Source organism: Paraburkholderia tagetis (assembly GCF_022213065.1).
Classification (GTDB): domain Bacteria; phylum Pseudomonadota; class Gammaproteobacteria; order Burkholderiales; family Burkholderiaceae; genus Paraburkholderia; species Paraburkholderia tagetis.
The window spans coordinates 20869-41457 of record NZ_JAKLJA010000049.1; the positions used below are offsets into that span (position 1 = coordinate 20869).

15 protein-coding genes and 1 pseudogene are annotated in these 20589 nt (G+C 62.8%); 6 read left to right on the forward strand and 10 right to left on the reverse strand.

What is annotated here, in order from left to right; genetic code table 11:
• Positions 1-15: 15 nt before the first annotated feature.
• The 7 genes from L5014_RS32915 to L5014_RS32945 are packed head-to-tail and all read right to left on the reverse strand — an operon-like array spanning position 16 to position 8926.
• Positions 16-765: an electron transfer flavoprotein subunit beta/FixA family protein gene (locus L5014_RS32915; RefSeq protein WP_238467972.1), complete on the reverse strand. Its 750-nt coding sequence runs from the start codon at positions 763-765 to the stop codon at positions 16-18.
• Entirely contained in the window at positions 762-2402 is a 1641-nt protein-coding gene (locus L5014_RS32920; protein WP_238467973.1) for a GMC family oxidoreductase, read from the reverse strand. Before L5014_RS32920 ends, L5014_RS32915 begins: the two co-directional genes overlap by 4 nt.
• Positions 2399-3622 carry a CaiB/BaiF CoA transferase family protein gene (locus L5014_RS32925; protein ID WP_238467974.1) on the reverse strand — a complete coding sequence of 408 codons (1224 nt, stop codon included), beginning with the start codon at positions 3620-3622 and terminating at the stop codon, positions 2399-2401. The genes L5014_RS32920 and L5014_RS32925 overlap by 4 nt, the downstream gene beginning before the upstream one ends.
• Positions 3615-5393 (reverse strand): FAD-binding protein, encoded by a 1779-nt coding sequence (locus L5014_RS32930; protein ID WP_238467975.1) that lies wholly within the window; start codon positions 5391-5393, stop codon positions 3615-3617. The genes L5014_RS32925 and L5014_RS32930 overlap by 8 nt, the downstream gene beginning before the upstream one ends.
• Before the next feature lie 12 nt (positions 5394-5405).
• Complete coding sequence (locus L5014_RS32935; protein WP_238467976.1) at positions 5406-6587, reverse strand: acyl-CoA dehydrogenase family protein; 1182 nt, start codon at positions 6585-6587, stop codon at positions 5406-5408.
• 20 nt (positions 6588-6607) lie between these two features.
• A complete protein-coding gene (locus L5014_RS32940; RefSeq protein WP_238467977.1) occupies positions 6608-7432 on the reverse strand; it encodes an HpcH/HpaI aldolase family protein in 825 nt (274 codons plus the stop codon).
• A 12-nt stretch (positions 7433-7444) separates the two neighbouring features.
• Positions 7445-8926, reverse strand: coding sequence for an NAD-dependent succinate-semialdehyde dehydrogenase (locus L5014_RS32945; protein ID WP_238467978.1), 1482 nt, complete (start codon positions 8924-8926; stop codon positions 7445-7447).
• Between the two features lie 245 nt (positions 8927-9171).
• Between L5014_RS32945 and L5014_RS32950 the strand changes: the two genes are divergently transcribed.
• The 5 genes from L5014_RS32950 to L5014_RS32970 all read left to right on the forward strand — a co-directional run bounded on the left by L5014_RS32950 (position 9172) and on the right by L5014_RS32970 (position 14940).
• Positions 9172-10200: a TRAP transporter substrate-binding protein gene (locus L5014_RS32950; protein ID WP_238467979.1), complete on the forward strand. Its 1029-nt coding sequence runs from the start codon at positions 9172-9174 to the stop codon at positions 10198-10200.
• A gap of 35 nt (positions 10201-10235) precedes the next feature.
• The gene (locus L5014_RS32955) at positions 10236-12149 is read left to right on the forward strand and encodes a TRAP transporter large permease (RefSeq protein WP_238467980.1); all 1914 of its coding nucleotides are present in this window, start codon (positions 10236-10238) and stop codon (positions 12147-12149) included.
• 32 nt (positions 12150-12181) lie between these two features.
• Positions 12182-12892: a GntR family transcriptional regulator gene (locus L5014_RS32960; RefSeq protein ID WP_238467981.1), complete on the forward strand. Its 711-nt coding sequence runs from the start codon at positions 12182-12184 to the stop codon at positions 12890-12892.
• An 18-nt stretch (positions 12893-12910) separates the two neighbouring features.
• Entirely contained in the window at positions 12911-13840 is a 930-nt protein-coding gene (locus tag L5014_RS32965; protein ID WP_238467982.1) for a D-2-hydroxyacid dehydrogenase, read from the forward strand.
• Between the two features lie 182 nt (positions 13841-14022).
• The gene (locus L5014_RS32970; protein ID WP_238467983.1) at positions 14023-14940 is read left to right on the forward strand and encodes a LysR family transcriptional regulator; all 918 of its coding nucleotides are present in this window, start codon (positions 14023-14025) and stop codon (positions 14938-14940) included.
• A gap of 15 nt (positions 14941-14955) precedes the next feature.
• Here the strand turns inward: L5014_RS32970 and L5014_RS32975 are convergent, their stop codons facing one another.
• Both L5014_RS32975 and L5014_RS32980 read right to left on the reverse strand, forming a co-directional pair.
• Positions 14956-15660, reverse strand: coding sequence for a sterol desaturase family protein (locus L5014_RS32975; RefSeq protein WP_238467984.1), 705 nt, complete (start codon positions 15658-15660; stop codon positions 14956-14958).
• A 475-nt stretch (positions 15661-16135) separates the two neighbouring features.
• Positions 16136-17290 (reverse strand): IS110 family RNA-guided transposase, encoded by a 1155-nt coding sequence (locus tag L5014_RS32980; RefSeq protein ID WP_238467985.1) that lies wholly within the window; start codon positions 17288-17290, stop codon positions 16136-16138.
• 337 nt (positions 17291-17627) lie between these two features.
• Between L5014_RS32980 and L5014_RS32985 the strand changes: the two genes are divergently transcribed.
• The gene (locus L5014_RS32985; RefSeq protein ID WP_238467986.1) at positions 17628-18953 is read left to right on the forward strand and encodes an IS110 family RNA-guided transposase; all 1326 of its coding nucleotides are present in this window, start codon (positions 17628-17630) and stop codon (positions 18951-18953) included.
• A gap of 239 nt (positions 18954-19192) precedes the next feature.
• Here the strand turns inward: L5014_RS32985 and L5014_RS32990 are convergent.
• Positions 19193-20324: pseudogene (locus L5014_RS32990) on the reverse strand (IS110 family RNA-guided transposase).
• Positions 20325-20589 lie beyond the last annotated feature (265 nt).

Consider the following 20589-nt stretch of genomic DNA (forward strand, 5'->3'; position numbering starts at 1 on the left):
GTCTCCGCGTTCTATCTAAAGCACCTTCGCTTCGGTCTTCAGCTTCTCGACCAGCGTCTTTACGTCCGGCACCGTCACACCGGCGGAGCGCTTGGGCGGCTCGGCGACTTTCAGCGTCTTAAGACGCGGAGCGACATCGACGCCGAGGTCTTCGGGCCTGATCGTTTCCAGCGGCTTTTTCTTCGCCTTCATAATATTCGGCAACGTCACGTAGCGCGGCTCGTTCAGGCGTAGATCAGTTGTGACCACGGCGGGAAGCGTCAGCGACAGCGTTTCAGCTCCGCCGTCCACTTCGCGCGACACGGTCGCCTTCCCCTCAGCCACAACGACCTTCGAAGCGAACGTCGCTTGCGGAAGGCTAGCCAAAGCGGCGAGCATCTGCCCGGTCTGGTTCGAGTCGTTGTCGATGGCCTGCTTGCCCAGCAATACCAACGAAGGCTGTTCCTTGTCGACCAGCGCCTTGAGCAGTTTGGCAACGGCCAGAGGCTGCAGGTCTTCGGATGACTCGATCAACACAGCACGATCCGCGCCTATCGCCAACGCCGTACGCAGCGTCTCTTGCGCCTGAGCTACGCCGCAAGAAACCGCCACGACCTCGCTAACCACGCCGGCTTCCTTCAGCCGCACTGCTTCCTCGACGGCGATTTCATCGAACGGATTCATCGACATCTTCACGTTCGTAGTGTCGACGCCCGTGCCGTCCGACTTGACCCGGACCTTCACGTTGTAATCGACCACTCGTTTTACACCTACCAGCACTTTCATACTGTCTCCTTCGAATATGTCGAAGCCGTGTGCGTTGTCATCGGCGAACGGATCATGTCGGCTGCCCGCTCGGCCAGCATCAACACCGTCGCATTGGTATTGGTCGAGGTAATTGACGGCATCACCGAGCCATCGACGATGCGCAGGCCGGTCGTTCCGCGCACCCGCATTTCCGAATCGACGACGCTCATTTCGTCCTCTCCCATGCGGCACGTGCCAACCGCGTGGTACACAGTCGACCCGTTGTCGCGCACGTATTGCAATAGCGCCTCATCGGTGTCCGCGTGACGGCCCGGTACGGTTTCATCGACGATATACCGGGCGATCTCGGGCTGCGCGAAAATCCGGCGGCCGATCTTGAGTCCTTCCACCATCGTGTTGCGGTCCAGTTCGCTGCTGAGGTATGACGGTGCGATCGTCGGCGCTGCTGTTATCTCGGTGCTGGTGATGTGCACGTGCCCACGGCTTTCGGGGCGCATCTGCCAGACGCCGCAGGAGACACCGGGCTCGGACTCGAGCACGCCGATCCGTCCCTCGACGAAGCTGCCCGGCGCGATCACGAACTGCACGTCGGGCCGGCTTGCGAGCGATGTCTGCGCAAAGCCGCCGACGATCGCCGCACTATATGTCAGCACGCCGGTCCCCGACACGACGTAGCGCATCATCTCGCGCGCGAGCGCGAGTCCGTGCGAGCGCTCGTTCGCGGTACCTGCACCCCGTACACGATAGCCCAGCCGGACTACATAGTGATCTTGCAAATTGTTGCCGACGCCCGGCAACGCGACGCGTGTTCGAACGCCTGCATTCTCCAGCACGTCCTTATCGCCGATGCCGCTCATTTCGAGTAGTCTGGGCGTGCCGATTACGCCCGCGCTCAGAATGACCTCGCTGGTCGCGCGAAACTGCATCGAAACGCCTGCGCTCGTCGTCGCATTGATGCCGCTCACGTGCGTGCCGTTCATTTCGAGGCCGGACACCTGGACGCCGGTCACCACCGTGAGATTCGGCCGCGACATTGCGGGTCGCAAATAACCGCGCGCTGCGCTGGACCGGCGACGTCCGTCGCGCGTTTGCTGGTAGTACCAGATCGACGGACCGCGGGTGTCGCTGTTTGGATCATCTACATACTCGAGACCGGCCTTTTGGGCGGCTTGCACGACCGTAGCGCAAATGTCCGGCGGATTCTTTACCCGGCTGACCTGGATCGGACCCTGGGTGCCGCGTTGGGGACTGTGGCCCTCGGTCCACGTTTCGGAGCGGCGGTAGTACGGCAGACAGTTGCCGAAGGTCCAGCCCCTGGCGCCCGACTGCTCCCAGCTATCGATATCCTCCGCAAACGGGCGCACATAAAGCAGGCCGTTGATCGCACTGGACCCACCGAGCCCGCGTCCGCGCGGGAACAGGATTGCACGGCCGCTGGTCTCCGCGTCGGCCTCGGTGCGATAGCGCCATGTCACGGTTGGATGATCGAGCAAGCGTACGAAGCCGGCCGGTACGTGTATGAACGGGTGACGATCGCGCTCGCCCGCTTCGACGAGGATCACCTTGATGTTCGGATCTTCGGTCAGGCGACTCGCAAGTACGCAACCCGCCGTCCCCGCGCCGACGATCACGTAGTCCGCTGAGTACGATTTCATGACTTCGCTCCGGCAACGGCCGGTTCACGACCTTCCAGTGCTGCGATCTCGTCCTCGCCGAAACCGAATTCGACAAGTACTTCAGCCGTGTGTTGTCCGAGCGTAGGCGGCGCACGGCGGTAAGCGACCGGGCTACCGTGAAAATTCACCGGACTCGCGATGTTCGTCACCGTGCCCGCAACCGGATGTTCGATCTCGACGACCGCGCGGTTATGTGCGATCTGCGGGTCCTCCGTCAACGCGGTGTGATAGTCCTGCACGATCGCGCACGGCACGTCCGCGGCGCTCAGATGCGCCACCCAGTATTCGGCGGTATGCAGCAGAAACTCCTGTTCGAGAATGACGTCGAGCGCATGCCGATTTGCGGTCCGCGCGGTGTTGCCGACAAAGCGCTCATCGCTCAGCAAGTCTTCGCGGCCCAACGCGCGGCAAAGGTTCTGCCAGAATTTTTCGGTGAAGCAGGCCGCGAAGAAATAGCGGCCATCGGAGCCCTGATAGTTGCGATACGGCACCATCGTCGGATGGCCGCTGCCGAGGCGCTCCGGCGCCTTGCCGCTTCTCAGCGTCTCGCCGTCGCGCGGGATGGTGCTAAAAAGCGCAGCCGACAGCAGCGACGTATCGATGCGCTGCCCTTCTCCGTGCCGTTCGCGATGCAACAGCGCCGCAGAGATGCCGAACGCGAGCAGCGCAGCCGCGCCGAAGTCCGGCAACGGCGCCCCGAGCCGCACCGGATTGCCGCCGGCTTCGCCCGTCATGTCCATGAGACCCGCCACGGCCTGCACGATCGGATCGTTCGCGGGCCATGCGGCGTAAGGACCGCTTTGTCCGAACGCCGACACGCTTGCATAGACGATCATCGGATTGCGCGCTTTCACGGCCTCGTAGCCGATGCCGAGCCGATCCACCGTGCCCGGTCGGAAGTTTTCGACGACGACATCCGCCTGCTTCGCCATGCGCAGAAATGCATCGCGTCCTTTCGGCGACTTCAGGTCGAGGCGGATGCTGCGCTTGTTACGGTTCTGCGACAGGAACTGCACGCTTTCGCCTTCGACGAATTGATTACCGAGATTGCGCGAGAGGTCACCGGCCTTCGGTTCCTCAACCTTGATCACGTCCGCGCCGAGGTCGGCAAGCAGCACTGTACCGACCGGACCCGCGGTCATGACGGTGAGATCGAGAATGCGGTAGCCCGACAACGGGCCGACTTGCTTCTTATCCATGATTTGCCGCCTGGAAATGCGATGCGTCCGTGAGTTCGGGACGGGGATAATCGAGCACGTCGAAGGCGAGGCGGAACGGGTCGGCCCCACCGCGCGTGATGGTCAATGCGTGACTGAAACGGGCGTCGTCGCGCTCAGGACAGTCGGTGCGATAGTGGCTGCTGCGCGATTCGCGCCGCTCGATGCACGCCTGCACGATGACGTCGGCAGTCGTCGCCATGTTGTCGATCGTCAACGCATCGATCACTTGCGGCGGCGTGGCCCCGCCCCCTGCGGCAAAAGCCGCGCGCGCCTCGCGAGCGGCGGCTAACGCGATGTTCAGACCGCTTTCCGTCTTCTCGACGAGGCAATGCGCCTGCATCGCTGCACGCAGATCGGAGGCGATACGTCGAGCGTCGAACGACGCGTTCGGTTTTAGGGCCATTTCGAGGCGCCGTGCAAGCGGCGCCACATCGGACGTGCCCGGTGCCGCGCTGCCGCGTGCGAATGCGGCCGCACCCACACCTGCGCGATGGCCGAAAACCTGACCTTCGGCAAGCGAGTTGCCGCCCGGACGATCGGGACCGCGCACGCCGCCCGCGAGTTCGCCGATCACGAAGAGCCCCTCGATGGTCGACATCGCATCAGTGTTGGTCATCCGGACACCGCCATTCAGGCATTGAAAAGCAATCCCGACGTCGAGCAGATCCCGATTCGGGTCGAGTCCCTTGGCGCGCATCCAGCGCATGGTGTTCGGAATGGTGGCCGCCAACCGTTCCTCGGCGATGTCGGCGAAAGAGAAATGCACCGCGCCGCGTTCCGTGCCTCTGCCCTGCGCGATTTCCGTTGCGATCGCGATATCGATGTAGCGCGACTCGTTCGAGATCGTGAACGGGAACACTTTCTCGTTCATCGCAGCCTCGGGCGTCACGCCCGTCGGCAGATAGTCCGAGAGAAATTCGTGACCGTCGCGATTGAGCATCTTCGGATGCAGGATGAAGCACGACTTGCTGAAGAGTTGCACGTAAGGGTGCACCATCGCCGGCCCGAACTGGTGGAACTCCATGTTCACGAGTTCTGCGCCGTGGCGGAAGCAGATCGCCTGGCCGTCACCGGTCATCTCCGCTGTCGACACCTGCTGCGAGAACAGACCGTGCGCGCCGCCCGTGCCAAGTACGACGGCCCCTGCCGAGACCACCAGCAGCCGCCGCGAATCGAGGTCCATCGCAACCACGCCGCTCACGCGCCCTGTCGAATCGCGCAGAAGGTCGATCAGCGCCGCCGGCTGACGGGTCTCGACACCGAGCTTTCTGGCTTGGTCCGCGAGCGCGCCCACGAAGGCCTTGCCGGTTTTGCCCTTCACGCCTAGCGCGCGCGCATAACTGCCGAAGTCGCTGCGGATGAGCTTATAGCCGTCGTCGACGCGGTCGAACGGCACGCCGAGGTCGATCAGGTCAGCGATGCGCTTCGGTGCGTCCTCCGCCAGAACGCGCACCAGGTCGCGGTCGATGAAGCCGGCTGCCGGACGCATGGTGTCTTCGTAGTGCACGATTGCGCTATCGTCGGGACTGCCGTAGCCGGATGCCCCCATGCTCATGATTTCGCTAGCGCCGTGCACCGTGCTGCCACCCTGGCCGACCAGCGCCTTGGCCAGCATGAGGACCTTCGCACCCGCCTGTGCCGCCGACACGGCAGCACGCGACGCCGCGCCGCCACCGCCGACCACCACTACGTCGGCTTGCGCGTAGTCGACGCTAAAGCCGAATTTCTCCAATGTCCGAACTGCCGTCACGTCTGTCTCCGCTTACGATTTGAGCGCGCGCGCCACGATGTTGCGCTGAATTTGATTGGTGCCGCCGAAGATCTGGAACATCTTGGCTTCGCGGTAATGACGCTGCATCGCGTATTCGGCGGAATAGCCATTGGCACCCATGATCTGGATGCCGTCGGTCGCGACCTGTACGTAGGTGTCCGACGCGAAGTACTTCGCCTGCGACGACTCCACGTCGCAGCTGCCGCCTTCGTCGAGCAGCTTCGCCGCCCGAAACGCCATCAGGCGAGCGGCATCCACGCGCGTCTGCATATCGGCGAGCAGATGCGACACGGCCTGGAAATCGATGATGGACTGCCCAAACTGTTTGCGGTCGTTCGCATACCAGCGCGCAAGATCGATCGCCGCCTGCGCGCCGCCCACGCACATCGCCGACAACGCGATGCGCTCCTTCGACAGCACCGTGGTGAGCTTCTTCCAACCCACGTGCAGGCCGCCCACGATCATTTCTTTCGGGACACGCACTCCGTCGTACACCACTTCGCAGGTCCGGATAGCGTGGCCGCCGAGCAAATCGATCGGATTGATGGTCAGGCCTCTGGATTCCTTCGGTACGAGGAAGAGGCTGATCCCGTCGTGCTTCTTCGCTTCGGGATTGGTGCGCACCGCGGTCAGAATGTAGTCGGCCTGCAGCGCGCCGGAAATCCACATCTTGGTGCCGTCGAGAATGAAGTCGTTTCCGTCGGCCACGCCGCGCGTCGTCAGCGAGGCGGCATCCGAGCCGGAGCCGTTTTCGCTCAGTGCGAAGGCAAGAAAGGCACGCCCTTCGGCTAGCTTCGGCAACACCAGGGCCTTGATATCGTCGGGAGCAAAGCGCGCCAGCGCGCCGCCCACCATGTTCACGTTGGCATTCCAGAAGCGCGCGAGCGCGATGGTGTGATACGCGACGACCTCCAGATAAGCGGCCATGTCGAGATAGCCACCGACGCCGCCGTACGCTTCGGGCAGCGTGATACCGAACCAGCCCTGTTCGGCGGCCACCTTCACGAGTTCCTGTGGGAAGCGCTTCTCTTCGTCGCACTGGCGAACGTATTCCGGCGATGCATGGCGCGTCAGCACCCGATTCACCGAATCTCGAAATTCGAATTGATCGGCATTCAGATAGGGTTTCAGGTCGCGCCGGTTGACCAGATTGCTTGCGTATTCGGGATTCACTCTGTTTCCTCCTTGTCCGATCAGGACGCCTTGCGTTGCGCCGTCTCTTGTTCCGCTTGGCCGAGCGGGATTGCACGCAACATCTCCGAACGCGACTTCGCCCCCGTCATCAAGAACGCAAGGTCCGAGCCGCTGAGAATGAAACGTGCGCCTTTTTGCACGTAGGCGGTCATCAGTGCCTCGTCGTACACCCCGCCCACGCCCGGCACCTTGCCGTGCCGGTGACATGCAGCGCACACGGCGTCGACGGCGGCCGCCACACGCATATGGCCGAGTTGTCCAGTGATCCCGAGATCCGCCGCAAGATCGGTCGCGCCGACGAGCAGCACGTCAATGCCCGGCACGGCCGCAATCGCGTCGGCGTTCTCGAGTCCTTCGCGGGTTTCGATCATCGCCACGACCAGCACCTCTTCGTTGATCGCGCGAACAACATCGGCGATCGGAAGAGCCTGAAAGCCGACCTGCGGCAGCATGCCCGGGATCGACCGCCCGCCCGCAGGCGGGAAGCGGCACATATCGGCGATCCGCGCGGCCTGTTCGGGCGTGCTCACGTGCGGCACCACGATGCCCATCGCGCCGGTATCGAGCAGTCGAGTGGCGTGGAACGGCTCGTGTCCTGGCACGCGGATGATCGGCGTCACACCGCCCACCAGAGCGGCGGCGCAAATCTGCGCGGCCGTGTCGATGTCCATCGAGTTGTGTTCCATATCGATGAACAGCCAGTCGAAACCCGCCGTCTGCGCGATCTGCGCGATGTCGACGGTGCGGGCCTGGCGCAGCCCCATGCCAAGTGCCAGTTCGCCCGCGGCGAGTTGCGCTTTCGCGTGATTCTTGATGCTTCGCATGATCGATCCCATTCAGGCGGTGGCGTCGAGCGGGTCGTCGTTCGCCAGTTCGAGGTTGATGAATTTCGTGTCCATGTAGTCGCGGATCGCGTTCGGTCCGCCTTCGCGTCCGAACCCGCTGTCCTTGCTGCCGCCGAACGGCGTCTCCGCCGTCGACGCGACGAACGTATTCACGCCGACCACGCCGGCCTGCAGACGCTCCGTGGTTTCCAGCGTGTTGCGCATCGAGCGCGTGAAGACATACGCCGCGAGCGCGAACGGCAGCCGGTTCGCCTCGGTGATGACTTCGTCCATCGTCGTGAACGGGGTGAGCGTCCCGACGGGGCCGAACGGTTCGTCGTTCATCAGGCCGATGTGCGAAGCGGGATTGGCGACGAGCGTCGGCTCATAGAACCAGCCGCGACCGAATTGCGCGGGGCGCCGTCCACCGCATAGCACGCCGGCGCCTTCACTGACGGCTTCATCGACGAGACGTTCGATCGCGTCGCGGCGCTTCGAGGTGGTCAGCGGACCCAGATCGGTTTTCTGTTGCAACGGATCGCCGACGCGGAGCGCTTTGGAGCGCTCGACCAGCGCCTTTACGGTCGTGTCGAAGATCGATTCGTGGATATAGAAGCGCGTCGGCGATGCGCAAACCTGACCCGCATTGCGGAACTTGCCCAGCGACGCGAGATGCGCGAAGGCATCGATGTCAGCGTCGCGATGAACGATCACTGGCGCATGGCCGCCGAGTTCCATCGTGACCTTCTTGAGGGTCTGCGCGGACATTTCGACGATCTGCCGGCCGATAGGCACCGAGCCGGTGAAGCTGATCTTCGCCACGCGCGGGTCGGCCATGATCGTCGGCGTGATCGTGTCAGCTTTGCCGATCACCAGATTGACCGCTCCGTCGGGGAAACCGGCATCGATGAAACATCGCACCAGCGCCATCGTCGCGCCGGCCGCTTCGTTGGATGGACGGATCACGATCGCGTTGCCGGCGGCCAGCGCCGGGCCCATCTTGCGGGCGAGAAGTAGCAGCGGAAAATTCCACGGCGTGAAAGCGACGACCACGCCGAGCGGCTCGTAATGCACCAGATACCGTCCGCCTTTGACGCGACTTTCGTAAGACATGCCGAACACACGGCGCGCTTCATCGGCGAACCAGTCGATCGACTCAGCGGACGCGTGGGCTTCCCCATTGGCCTGTGCAATCGGCTTGCCTGTTTCCAGCGCCACGATTCGCGCGAGCTGCGGCGCGCGTTCGCGGATGAGCGTCGCAGCCCGGCGCAGCAGCGCTGAGCGCTCCCATGGTGTGAGCTTGCGCATTGCGGCCGAGGCCTCGGTCGCGGCGTCGACGGCCTCGGTCACCTGCGCCTGGCTGGCCAGTGGCATGTAGCCCAGCCGCTCTTCCGTCGCCGGATTGATCGAAAGCTGGCCGTCGTCAGCCGTTGCGGCTTCCCAGCGGCCTCCGAGAAGCAAGCCGTGCTCGCGGTAGTGCGCCTCTAGTTCCATTTGCCTCCTCCTGACAGGTATCGCGGTTGTTTCCCGGCTTTGTAGGTGCTTTCCCGGGAGCCTTATTGCATGCACTCTTTTTCTTATAACAACATCTTGACATCAAAGTGTCAACACTTTTATAGTGTGTGTCAGCGAAATGCATTCACCCGCATGCACTTTGCCTAGCGGAAGATTCAACAAGAACGCCACCGGCGCCGCCGAATGCGTCATCCAGCATTTCCATTCCATGGAGCGAGACGAAAATGAGTTTGTATTCCCGTCGTACCTTTCTTCAAACGCTCGGAGCCGCCACGGTGGCGGCGATGGGGACCGGCGCCTTGCCGTCGCTCGCTCGGGCGCAGACCGCGCAGTTCAAGCTGAAGTACGCGAACAACCTCGCGCTGTCCCATCCGCTCAACGTTCGCGCGAAAGAAGCCGCGGACGCCATCAAGAAGGAATCCGGCGGCCGTGTCGAGTTGCAGATTTTCCCGAACGGTCAGATGGGCACGGATACCGACATGCTGTCGCAGGTTCGATCGGGCGCCATCGACTTCCTTACTCAAGGTGGCGTGGTGCTGTCGACGCTGGTGCCGGTCTCCGCGATCAACGGCATCGGCTTCGCGTTCAAGGACTACAACCAGGTATGGGCGGCGATGGACGGCGAGCTCGGGAGCCACATCCGCACGGCGATCTCGAAGGTCGGGCTCGTCGCGATGGAGAAACCGTGGGACAACGGCTTTCGGCATCTCACGAGCTCGGTCAAGCCGGTGCAAAGCCCGGTCGACCTTAAAGGCCTAAAGATTCGCGTGCCGGTCAGCCCCCTTTGGACCTCGATGTTCAAGGCGCTCGACGCCTCGCCCACCAGCATCAACTTCAGCGAAGCCTATTCGGCGCTGCAAACCAAGGTGGTCGACGCGGAAGAAAACCCGCTCGCGCTGATCGAAACCGGTCGCTTCTATGAAGTCCAGAAGTACTGCTCGTTGACCGGCCATATCTGGGACGGTTTCTGGTTCCTTGGCAACGCGCGGTCTTGGGGCAACCTCCCACCGGACTTACAGACCATCGTGGCGAAACACCTGAATGCGGCCGCGGTGGCTGAACGGGCGGACGTCGCCGCTCTGAGCACATCGCTCGTCGGAACCTTGCAATCGCACGGCATGGCGTTCAACAAACCCGACACCCAGCCGTTCCGCGCCTCGCTGCAAAAGGCCGGCTTCTACGACCAGTGGCGCAAGAAATACGGCGATGAAGCGTGGGCGTTGCTCGAGAAGTACACGCAGAAGCTCGCATGAGCGCGGACCACCGAAGAGTTTCTGGAGAACGAGTCATGACTTCCCGAGTTCATCCCGAGCAGGTGTTCGCCCACGACATGGGCGCGCCGAAGGAACGACATGCGATATCGAAGGTCGTGCGGGTCGGCAGCGCACTCGAAACGGCCATCAAGTGGATCACCGAGGTTCCCGCTGCGTTGCTGCTAGTGGCCGAAGTGGTGCTGCTGCTCACCAACGTTTTCTGCCGCTACGTGCTGCAGGATCCATTGATCTGGGGTGACGAACTCGCGTCGATCCTGTTCATCTGGCTGTCGATGCTGGGCGCAGTGGTGGCGCTGCGGCGCGGCGAACATCTGCGGCTGACGATGTTCGTTGCCAGAATGTCCCCGCAAAACCGCGCGTTTGCGGAAACGCTTGGAAATTTCATCGTGGTGACTTTCGTGCTGCTGCTGGTACGGCCGGCAACCGACTGGGCGATGAACGAATGGATCATCAGCACGCCGGCGCTCGATCTGCCGAATGCCATTCCCGCGGCCGCGATTCCCGTGGCGGCCGTGCTGATGCTCGTGCTCGCCGTTACACGGTTGCTCGAGCGCTCGTCACTGCGCGATTGCGTGAAGGCTTTCGCGCTGGTGGCCGGGGTCGCAATTGCGCTCTATTTCGCACGGCAAGCGCTCGCGCCACTGACCGCAGTCAGCCTGATCCTTTTTTTCGCTGTCGGCGTAGTCATGATCATCTGTCTCGGTGTGCCGATCATGGTCGCCTTCGGGGTGTGCACGTTTGCTTATCTCGCAACCGTCACCGGCGCACCGTTGACGATTGTCGTGAGCACCATGAATCAGGGGATGTCCAGCCTGATCCTGCTCGCCGTCCCGCTGTTCATCCTGCTAGGCGCGCTCATGGAAGCGATGGGGCTTGCCGAAGCGATGATCCGTTTCCTCGCTTCGCTGATCGGGCACAAGCGTGGCGGTCTCGCCTATGTGCTGATCGGCGCCATGTACCTCGTCTCCGGCATCTCCGGCTCGAAGGTGGCGGATATGGCTGCACTCGCGCCGGGCCTGTTCCCGGAAATGAAAAAGCGCGGTGCGAATGAAGGCGACCTCGTCGCAATGCTCAGTTCGGCGGCGGCCATGTCGGAAACCATTCCGCCCAGCCTCGTGCTGATCACGATTGGGTCGGTAACCGGCGTTTCGATTGCAGCGCTGTTCACAGGCGGCTTCATGCCGGCCGTGGTCGGCGCGGTAGCACTCGCGGCAGTCGTCTGGTTCAGAAGCCGCGGGGAAATCCTGCAAGGCGTGCAACGGGCCTCCCGGGCCCAGGTCGGCCGCGCATTCGTGATCTCGCTGCCTGCGCTCGCGCTGCCCTTCGTGATCCGCGCGGCCGTAGTGGAAGGCATCGCGACGGCGACGGAGGTGGCGACAATCGGCGTGGCTTACACCTTTGTGGTGGGTTTGCTACTGTATCGCCGCTTCGACTGGAGCCGGCTCTATCCTATTCTGGTGGAAGCGGCGTCGCTGTCTGGCGCGATTCTGATCATCATCGGGTGTGCAACCGCGATGGGATGGGCGCTCACGCAGTCAGGCTTCTCCGCGCAACTCGCCACGTTGATGATGGCTGCGCCCGGGGGCAAGCTCGGCTTCCTGGCGATCTCCGCGATTACGTTCGTGATGCTCGGCAGCTTTCTTGAAGGTATCCCGGCGATCGTACTGTTCGGGCCGCTACTGTTCCCGATCGCGCGCGCGATGGGCATCTCGGACGTGCACTACGCAATGGTCGTGGTGTTCGCGATGGGACTGGGCCTGTTCGCCCCCCCGCTTGGCCTTGGCTTTTATGCGGCGTGCGCGGTCAGCAAGGTCGACCCGTCCACCGCGATGCGCCGCGTTTGGCCGTATCTGGGGGCATTGGCGGGGGGCCTCATCGTGATAGTGCTGGTTCCGTGGGTATCGACGGGTTTTCTGCAAGCAAAATAAAGGTATCGAATGGCACAGGAAGGGCAATCGGCATGAAAAACGCGTTTAACAGTGAACCAAACGGCAAGGGGAACGCGCGCGCTCCCGAGGTAATTGCGTCGAAGCTCGATGACATTCGCGATCAGGTGCGCGCCATGATTCAGCGGGGGGACTTGCGCCCCGGTGAACGCGTGAATGAGCAGGCGCTCGCAAACCAGATCGGCGTCGGCCGCAATTCGGCGCGCGAGGCCCTGCGCGCGCTCGAACAGGCGGGGCTCGTGCGAATCGTCCCCAATCGGGGCGCTGAAGTGCGGCGGCTGTCGCTCGAAGAGGCGATGGATCTCTACGAGATTCGAGCAGGGCTCGCACGCACGGCGGGACGTCTCGCCGCGCTGCGTCTGACCACCGACGAGGAGCAGTTGCTGAGCCTTCTCGTCGAGCAGATGGACTCCGCCGTGGCTGAGCGCGACACCCCTCTGTATCAGACTCTGAACATCGAGTTCCACCGTCAACTAATGGCAGCGACCAAGAATCCGCGGCTGATCACGATCAACCAGGCTGTCGAGGACGAACTGACGCTTTATATTCACAAAGGCGTATATTCGTTCACGCAGATGCAGCGTTCTTTGAAGGAACACCGCGAGCTTTTCGAGGCGCTGCGTGCGGGTCAGGCCGACGCGGCTGCACAGGCTTTCGAGAATCACGTGCAGACGGGCAAGAAGCGCATGCTCGACACCGTGTCCACGAATCCGTCCGATCGTTAATGAGCTTGGAGTAGCTTGTTGAAAACCATAGTGTTTCTGGACCGCGCGACGCTGGGGGCTGATCTACCCGATTTTTCGTTTTCTCATCGCTGGATCGAATATCCATCTACGGCGCAGGCAGATGTGGTGGAGCGTTGCCGCGATGCGCAGATCGTCGTGACCAACAAGGTTCCACTGTCGGGCGATGTGCTCGAGCAGTTGCCGCAACTGGAACTGATTGGCGTGCCGGCCGCAGGCGTCAATCATCTGGATATGAAAACATGCCGCCAACGAGGTATCGAAGTGGTCGCGTGCCCGGGATATTCGACGATATCCGTGCCGGAGCACGCGTTCGCACTGATGCTCGCGCTGCGCCGCAACCTGGTTCCTTACTGGCGCGACGTCTATGACGGGGGCTGGAGCGGGTCACCCACTTTCTATGCTGAACTGCATCCGATCGAGGATCTGCACGGTTCGACGCTCGGCATCGTCGGCGCCGGTCACGGTGGAAGGCGACTCGCCGAATTGGCAGGCGCGTTCGGCATGCGTGTGATCTTCGCCGAGCGCAGGCACGCCACGGTGGTGCGCGAGGGCTACGCCGCGTTCGACGAGGTGCTGCGCGAAGGAGATGTGATCAGCCTCCATTGCCCGCTTACCGACGAAACGCGGCATCTGTTCGGTCTCGCCGAATTCGAGCGAATGAAGCGCAGCGCGTCACTCGTGAACGCCTCACGCGGCGGTATCGTCGACGAGGGGGCGCTGATCGAGGCGCTCGACCGCAAGCTGATAGCCAATGCCGCGCTCGACGTCCTCGAACAGGAACCGCCGGCGGCCGATCATCCGCTGTTGACCAGCGCGCGCACCGATCTGATCGTGACTCCACATGTCGCATGGCGGACTCGGGTGGCGATGCAGCGGCTCGTTACACAGCTCGCGCAAGGCATCGAACAGCATTACGCGCGTCGCTGAGAGCGAATTCGACGAGGTGCTGCGCCGCGCCATCGCGGCTGAAAAGCCGAGAGCATCGTTGCAATGAGCAGCGGGTGCCGGGCTGATTGCCCGAGTGATTGCTTGAGTGATTGCCTGAGGGCGCGGAGAACCGTGGATGGCCGGCTGGCGGTACCATGTCCGTTTCGTCGCAGGGCTGTCACATGGAACTGAGGCACATCCAGTATTTCATCGCGCTGTTCGAGGAAGGCACCGTCACGCGCGCGGCCAAGCGGCTCAATATCGCACAACCGGCGCTCAGCATGCAGATCGCGAAGCTGGAAACGGAACTGCGGCAGACGCTTTTCGAACGCGGGCCGCACGGCATGGCGCCGACCGAAGCCGCGCGCCTCATGTACCGGCTCTACAGCCCGATCATGCGCGACATCGAGCATGCGCGCGAACACCTGAGCCGGCGCGATGTCGTTGTGACGGGCCGCGTGTCGCTCGGCATGGTGTCGTCGGAAGCGCAAAGCGTGCTGCCGGAATCGCTCGTGCGGTTCGACGCGCTCTTCCCGCAGGTGGAAGTATCGGTCGCGGACGGCTTCAGCGCGCAACTCATCGACGCCGTGGAGTCCGGCCGGCTCGACGTGGCCATCATCAACAAGCCGCGTGGCAGGCTCACGCTCGACGTGGAGCCCTTGCTGGTGGAAGAAATGGTTCTCGTAACGAGCGCGGCGCACGGGCCGGATTTGCCGGAGACGATCGACCTCGTCGCCCTCGCTGAGATCGAACTGGTGCTGCCGACGCGGCGCAACGGCCTGCGCGGTGCGCTAGACGCCGCGCTCATGGCGGCCGATGTCGTCACCAAGCCGAAGTTCGAGATCGATCTTCTCAGCACGATCGTGCAGTTCGTGGAGCATAGCCACATTGCGACGATCCTGCCGCGGGTCGTCGTGCAGTCGAAGGTGGACGAAGGGCTGCTTCGCGCCCGCACGATCGGCTCGCCTCCTATCGTGCGTCACATCATCCAGGTCACGCATCCGAAGCGGCCCATCGGGCCGGCGGCGCAGGCGCTCATTGCGATCATCACCGAAGAGATCCGGCGCGTGACCACGGGCGCGCCGGCCGCGTCTCCATAACGAAGCGAATGCCGATCAGCCGCCGCGCGGGGTCGTCGGCTTGCGCACCGTGCGCGGCGCATCGCTGCGCGTGCCGAAAAGCGTATCGCAGAGCGGAAACGTGAGATTGAAATTCTGCGTCGCCATCTGCTCGGGATCGTGATGCGTCACATGCAGGCGACGCACGGTGCTGATGAACGGCACACGGTCGAGAAACGGGCTGTCCGTGACATGCGAGAGCGTGTGCAGCCCTTCGTACATCAGGTAGTACGCGGCCATGGTCAAAAGCGCGATATACCCCGCATTGCGCGAGAACACGAAGCCGATCAACAAGGCGAGCGGCGTGGCGGCCAGCACGAAAGCGACCGGCGCGAACGGCGGAAACAGCAGCGCGCGCCAGTGCTTGTGTCCCTTGTACTCGAGCGTCACATGCGTGAAAAAGCGATGATGCACGGCACAGTGACGCTTGTAGATCATGCTGAAGCATTTGGTCGGCCGATGCAGCACGTACCGGTGCGCGGCCCATTCCGCCCAGTTGCCGAACAGGAAGAGCGGCACGACTGCGAGCCATTCCGCGAACGTCGGCGCGTGAAGCTGCGCGGCGCAATAAAGGATCACCGCCGTCGTGAAAACGAGCGTGAAGCCCAGGTGCATCTCTCCGCGATACCACCACGGCGTCGCCTCGACATATTCGTCGCGGAACTTGTAGGACCGCGCGCGAACGTCGTCGTCATTTTTCATGATGAGCGTCTCCTGTTTTTTTCTGCCGGAAGATGCGGGCGCGTTCTTCGCGCGCCCGGTGGTTTGGTGACTGCGCGCTTTAGGACGGATTGCGCGCCGCGCTGTTCTCGAGCTTGCCGAGCGTCTCGGGCACGACGAACGCGCCCACGAGGAAGATCACGCTTCTATGAGCGAGATTATGTCAAGATCGCTTTCGCCGGTATCTTCATAACGTGTCTCCGGTAGGGCCTCGATCTGAAGTCGCCGTTGCGCTCGTGAGATGAACCAGCATCTCACCACCTTCTATCCGCTGGCGTGTTGCCAGCCTTATCCTGCATGCGCGTTACGCCGGAATTTCTTCCGGGAACATGCCCCATCTGAAAATATTCGGTTGCTTCAGCAACCCAGCGTGATCACGGGCATGTTCACTTCAACCGTGCTTACTACGCAAACAAGGTGCCAAACCGTTACATCCTCCAGAGAAACATGAGGAAACCTAAGCTGACTTAAGGTCCGCACCTTCGGGAATGACTCCGTCTTTCAGATAGCGCCAGAGTGCAATGGCAAGACGCCTCGCCACCGCGACGATAGCGATACGTCGCGCACGTCGGTTCGGCCCTGTGCCCTGTGTGCGTTGGTCAAACCATTTCGTTAATGCGCTGCCGGGCTGGTAGCGCAGCCAGGTCCATGCAATCTCGATCAGCAGCGCGCGTACCCGCCGGTTTGCCTGTTTGCTGATTCCTTGATCGACCTGGCTTTCGCCGCTGTCGTATGGCTGAGGCACCAGTCCGACGCACGAGCCGACTTCGCGGCGATTGTTGAAGTTCCGCCAGAAGAGCTCGAGCGCAAGGCGCGAGGCGCCCACTTCGCCGATACCCCTTAGGCGCGCCAGCGCATCGCAACGCTGGCGCGCGACTGCTGGTACGTTTGTCTTTCGCGTGCTCTCCAACACCGCAAGTTGCTGTTCGACGAGGGCCAGCCGATCGCACTCACGCCGTAACCGCTCATACAGCTCGCGCGGTAACGGTGCACCGTCGTGGCAGCGCACCTCGTCGCGCTCGAGCCGGTCCGCGAAAGCCCGGTGATCGACCGCATCCCAGCAGCCGAGGGTGGCCAGCAGCTTGCGCATGCGATCTTGGTGCTGCAGGATTTCCTTCTGTAGTTGCCCGCGCTCTCGCATCAAATGGCGCGATGCCTCGTCCTCCGGTGACGGTACGCGAATCACATGCATGCGATCGCGCTCGCCGCGCAGCCACGCGCGCAGGTTGATGACGAGCTTGATGACATCGAGCCGATCGGTCTTGGCACGCCGCTGGTGGCGTTCGACTGGAATGCTGGCCGGATCAATAACGTAGCAGTCGACGTGTCGGACCCGTAACGCGCGCCAGATCCAGAGCGCGTCCTGCCCGGCCTCATAGCTCACGGCAATCCGTACATCTGTCGGCAATGACCACTTCTCCTTGTGGGTCTCGATCAGGTCCAGCACTGCCTGCAGGCGTGCCGCAGCCTGCGGCTGTGTAACGGTGTGAATGGCCGGCTTCTCGCGCCGGCCGTCGTGAAACGCGACTTTCCATTTGGCCGCCGCCAGTTCCAGCGACACTGCCAGCACCAGTCCGTCACCACTACCCGTGTATGCCTGATCGGTAAGCATGATGTTCTCCTGTGAGCAAACCTCAGCATGCTGATTTTAGGCGTCAGCTTGGCGAGGGACTCGCTTCATAGCTTCCCAAGGCCGCCGATCGTCCCCGGTGTTCCGGAAGAAACCACGATGCGCTATAACACAGGCGGCAGCGCCCCGATGACCGGAAGATCACTGGTGCCCGCACGCGACGTCACCGGACGCCGCGTGACGAGCCCGGTTCATAGCATGGTCCGGGAATCGTCGGTGATATTGGTGAGCAGCGCGAGCTGCATCCCGTTTGAGAGATCGAGTCGATTCAGACGCTTCCCCCTGGCGCTGCCCTGAACCAACCAGCCGGGAGCAGGTTATGGCCATGCGCAAGCGAGACGAAGATGTGGTGTATCCAAACGCCGCCGGGATCGATGTGGGTGCGTCGAGCCACTGGGTAGCAGTCCCCCGGACGGCCGACGACCAGCCGGTGCGCGAGTTCGGCGCGATGACCGGTGACCTGCACGCGATGGCCGACTGGTTGCTCGCGTGCGGCGTCGATATCGTCGCGCTCGAATCCACCGGAGTCTACTGGATACCGCTCTACGAGGTGCTCGAGCAGCGCGGGCTGACAGTCTGGCTCGTCGATGCGCGGCAGATGAAGTACGTGCCGGGGCGCAAGAGCGACGTACAGGACTGTCAATGGCTGCAGAAGCTCATGAGTCTCGGACTGCTGCGCGCGGCCTGGCGGCCTGCTGGCGAAGTCTGCGTGGTGCGCGCAGTAGTGCGGCAGCGTGAGCTGCTGCTTACCGAACAGGCCAGCTGGATACAGCGCATGCAGAAGGCCCTGGTGCAGATGAACCTCCAGCTCGCCGAGGTACTCACCGACGTGATGGGTACAACCGGACAAGCGATCATCCGTGCCATCGTTGCCGGCGAACGTGACCCGAAAGTGCTTGCGGGCTTCCGCCATAAACTCGTCAAAGCCAGCACCGATGACGTCATCAGCGCGCTGACTGGCAACTGGCGTGAGGAGCACCTGTTCGTGCTCGGGCAGGCACTGGCGATGTTCGACAGTCTCGCCCAGCGCATCCTCGAGTGCGACGCCAGGATCGACGCGCTACTGGTGCCGCTCGGGCGTCATGACGTCGAACTGGCCGGCCCGGACAAGAAGCGCCACAAGAACACCCCACGGTTCGACGCGCGTGCTGCGCTCGCGCGCTGGGCGGGCGTGGACCTCACGCGCATCAACGGCCTGTCAGTCGCAACCGTGATGACGCTCCTGTCCGAGATCGGCCCGGACCTGAGCCGCTTTACCAACGTCAAACACTTCTGCTCATGGTTGCGCCTGTGCCCAGCCACGAAAATCAGCGGCGGGAAGACGCTGACTTCCGGTACCCGACCTTCCGCCAACCGCGCCCGGCAGGCGCTGAAAATGGCAGCCATGAGCCTGTCGCGCAGCGACTCTGCGCTCGGCGCGTTCTACCGCCGGCTGTGCACCCGCATGGACAAGCCGCGCGCAAATACGGCCGTGGCCCACAAACTCGCCCGCATGGTGTACTTCATGCTCACGCGCGGCGAAGCCTTCGTCGACCAGGGCCAACAGCGATATGAGGAACAGCAGCGCCAGCGCAGCATCGCCGCCCTCAGGCGACGTGCCTCCGCCCTCGGATTCCAGCTGCAGCCAAACGCGCCGACTCCCTGAAAACCGAACCGATCTATATTCCGCTAGGTTTCTTGAGAGGATCTGATATTCGCGGGTTGGCTACCGCATTACAGAGGTCCGCCCAACGAGCCTACCGCTATCTAGTGTCGCAAATCGGATGTTGTCCGTTGCGTAGTCCATTCGCGGGTTACTCGCGTGCCGGGCTACGCCGCCTTCAGGAAACTCTTCCTCCTGGGTTGGGTGAGGTCGAGGGGATGCTCAAGTGTTGCATTGTTGCATTACGCCGCGCGCATCTCGTGCGGTACAGCGAGCGACATCGCCAGCCGGCTGATGTCCCAGATGAATCCGCTGAGTTCGCGGGCGACCGCGACCACCGCGATGTTCTTCTGCTTGCCGCGTGCGACGAGTTTGCGATAACGCCGGCACAGTCGCAACTGCGCGTCCCAGGCGCGATCGATGATGGGCTTGGGGATGCCTTCATGTCGCCGCTGGATGTCGGGGCTCACGCGTGCCGGGTGCCGGTAGCTCCAGGCGGCCTCGACTAACAGCTTTCTTGCATAGCTGTTGCCCGTCTTGGTGATGCTGCCCTGGCGCCGTTTGTTGCCGGAGGAATGTTCTGACGGGGTCACGCCGAGCCAGGCCATTAACTGGCGCGGGTGCACGAAACGTGAGAGATCGCCCAGCTCGGCGAGCATGCCTACGGCCGTAGTGAACTGCACACCGCGCATCGTCTGCAGGCCGAGCACGGCAGGATAGAAGCGCCAGATGAGGACCGCCTCGCGCAGGGCGGTTTCGAGACGCTCGCATTGCGCGAGGCGGTCCTCAATCGTGCGCCGAAGCTCGTCGAGCGCGAGTTGCTGCCAAAGGTTGTCGAATGAAAATGCGCTTACCCAGCGACGGTGCGCGGCCCCCCCAGTCGGCACGACCCACATAGCGCACGCCATGTGAGAGCAGGAAGGCCTTCAGGCGTTGTCGTGCACGCTTCATATCGTCTTTGGCGCTGACCCACGCACGTGCCAGATCACGGAACGCTTCATCCTCTACGGTGGGTACGTACACGGCCGACAGATCGCCGGCGCGGAGCAGGCGCACGAGTTTTATGGCGTCGCGCCGGTCAGTCTTGACGCGTTCGCCGGGCTTTCTGGGAATCAGTGACGGTGCGCACACCATGCAGTCGAAGCCCTTGTTTATCAGTTGACGGTAGAGCCCATAGCCGCACGGGCCCGCTTCGTAGACGACGCGTATGCGGCGCGCTTTGGACTGCAGGCGTTTGCACAGGCGTTCGATGTCGGTCTGCGTCGTACCGATCCTGCCAGGCAGTTCGACCTCGCCGGTGCCGAGCGCATAGGCGACCGTGATCGAGTCCTTGTGAACGTCCAGGCCGACGTATAGCGTGCTATCGTGTTCCATGCTGGCCTCCGTGCGGGAAATCGCCGGGTGTGGCGCCGTCCACACCGTGCGGCTCTGGCAGCAATGCTAACCCGCGTTTGATACCTCACGGCAGGCCAGCCCTCCTACCTCACGTGAAGTCATACTGCCTAGTGCACATCAAACGTAAGCGACGATTTCAGCACACGGCATGGCAGCTTGCGGGCAATTGAAGGTCGAGCGTAGCCGCGTCGCGGCGATCATAATCGAGCGGCGACGTTGGCGTGGAGGCGATGGAAGTCAGTCA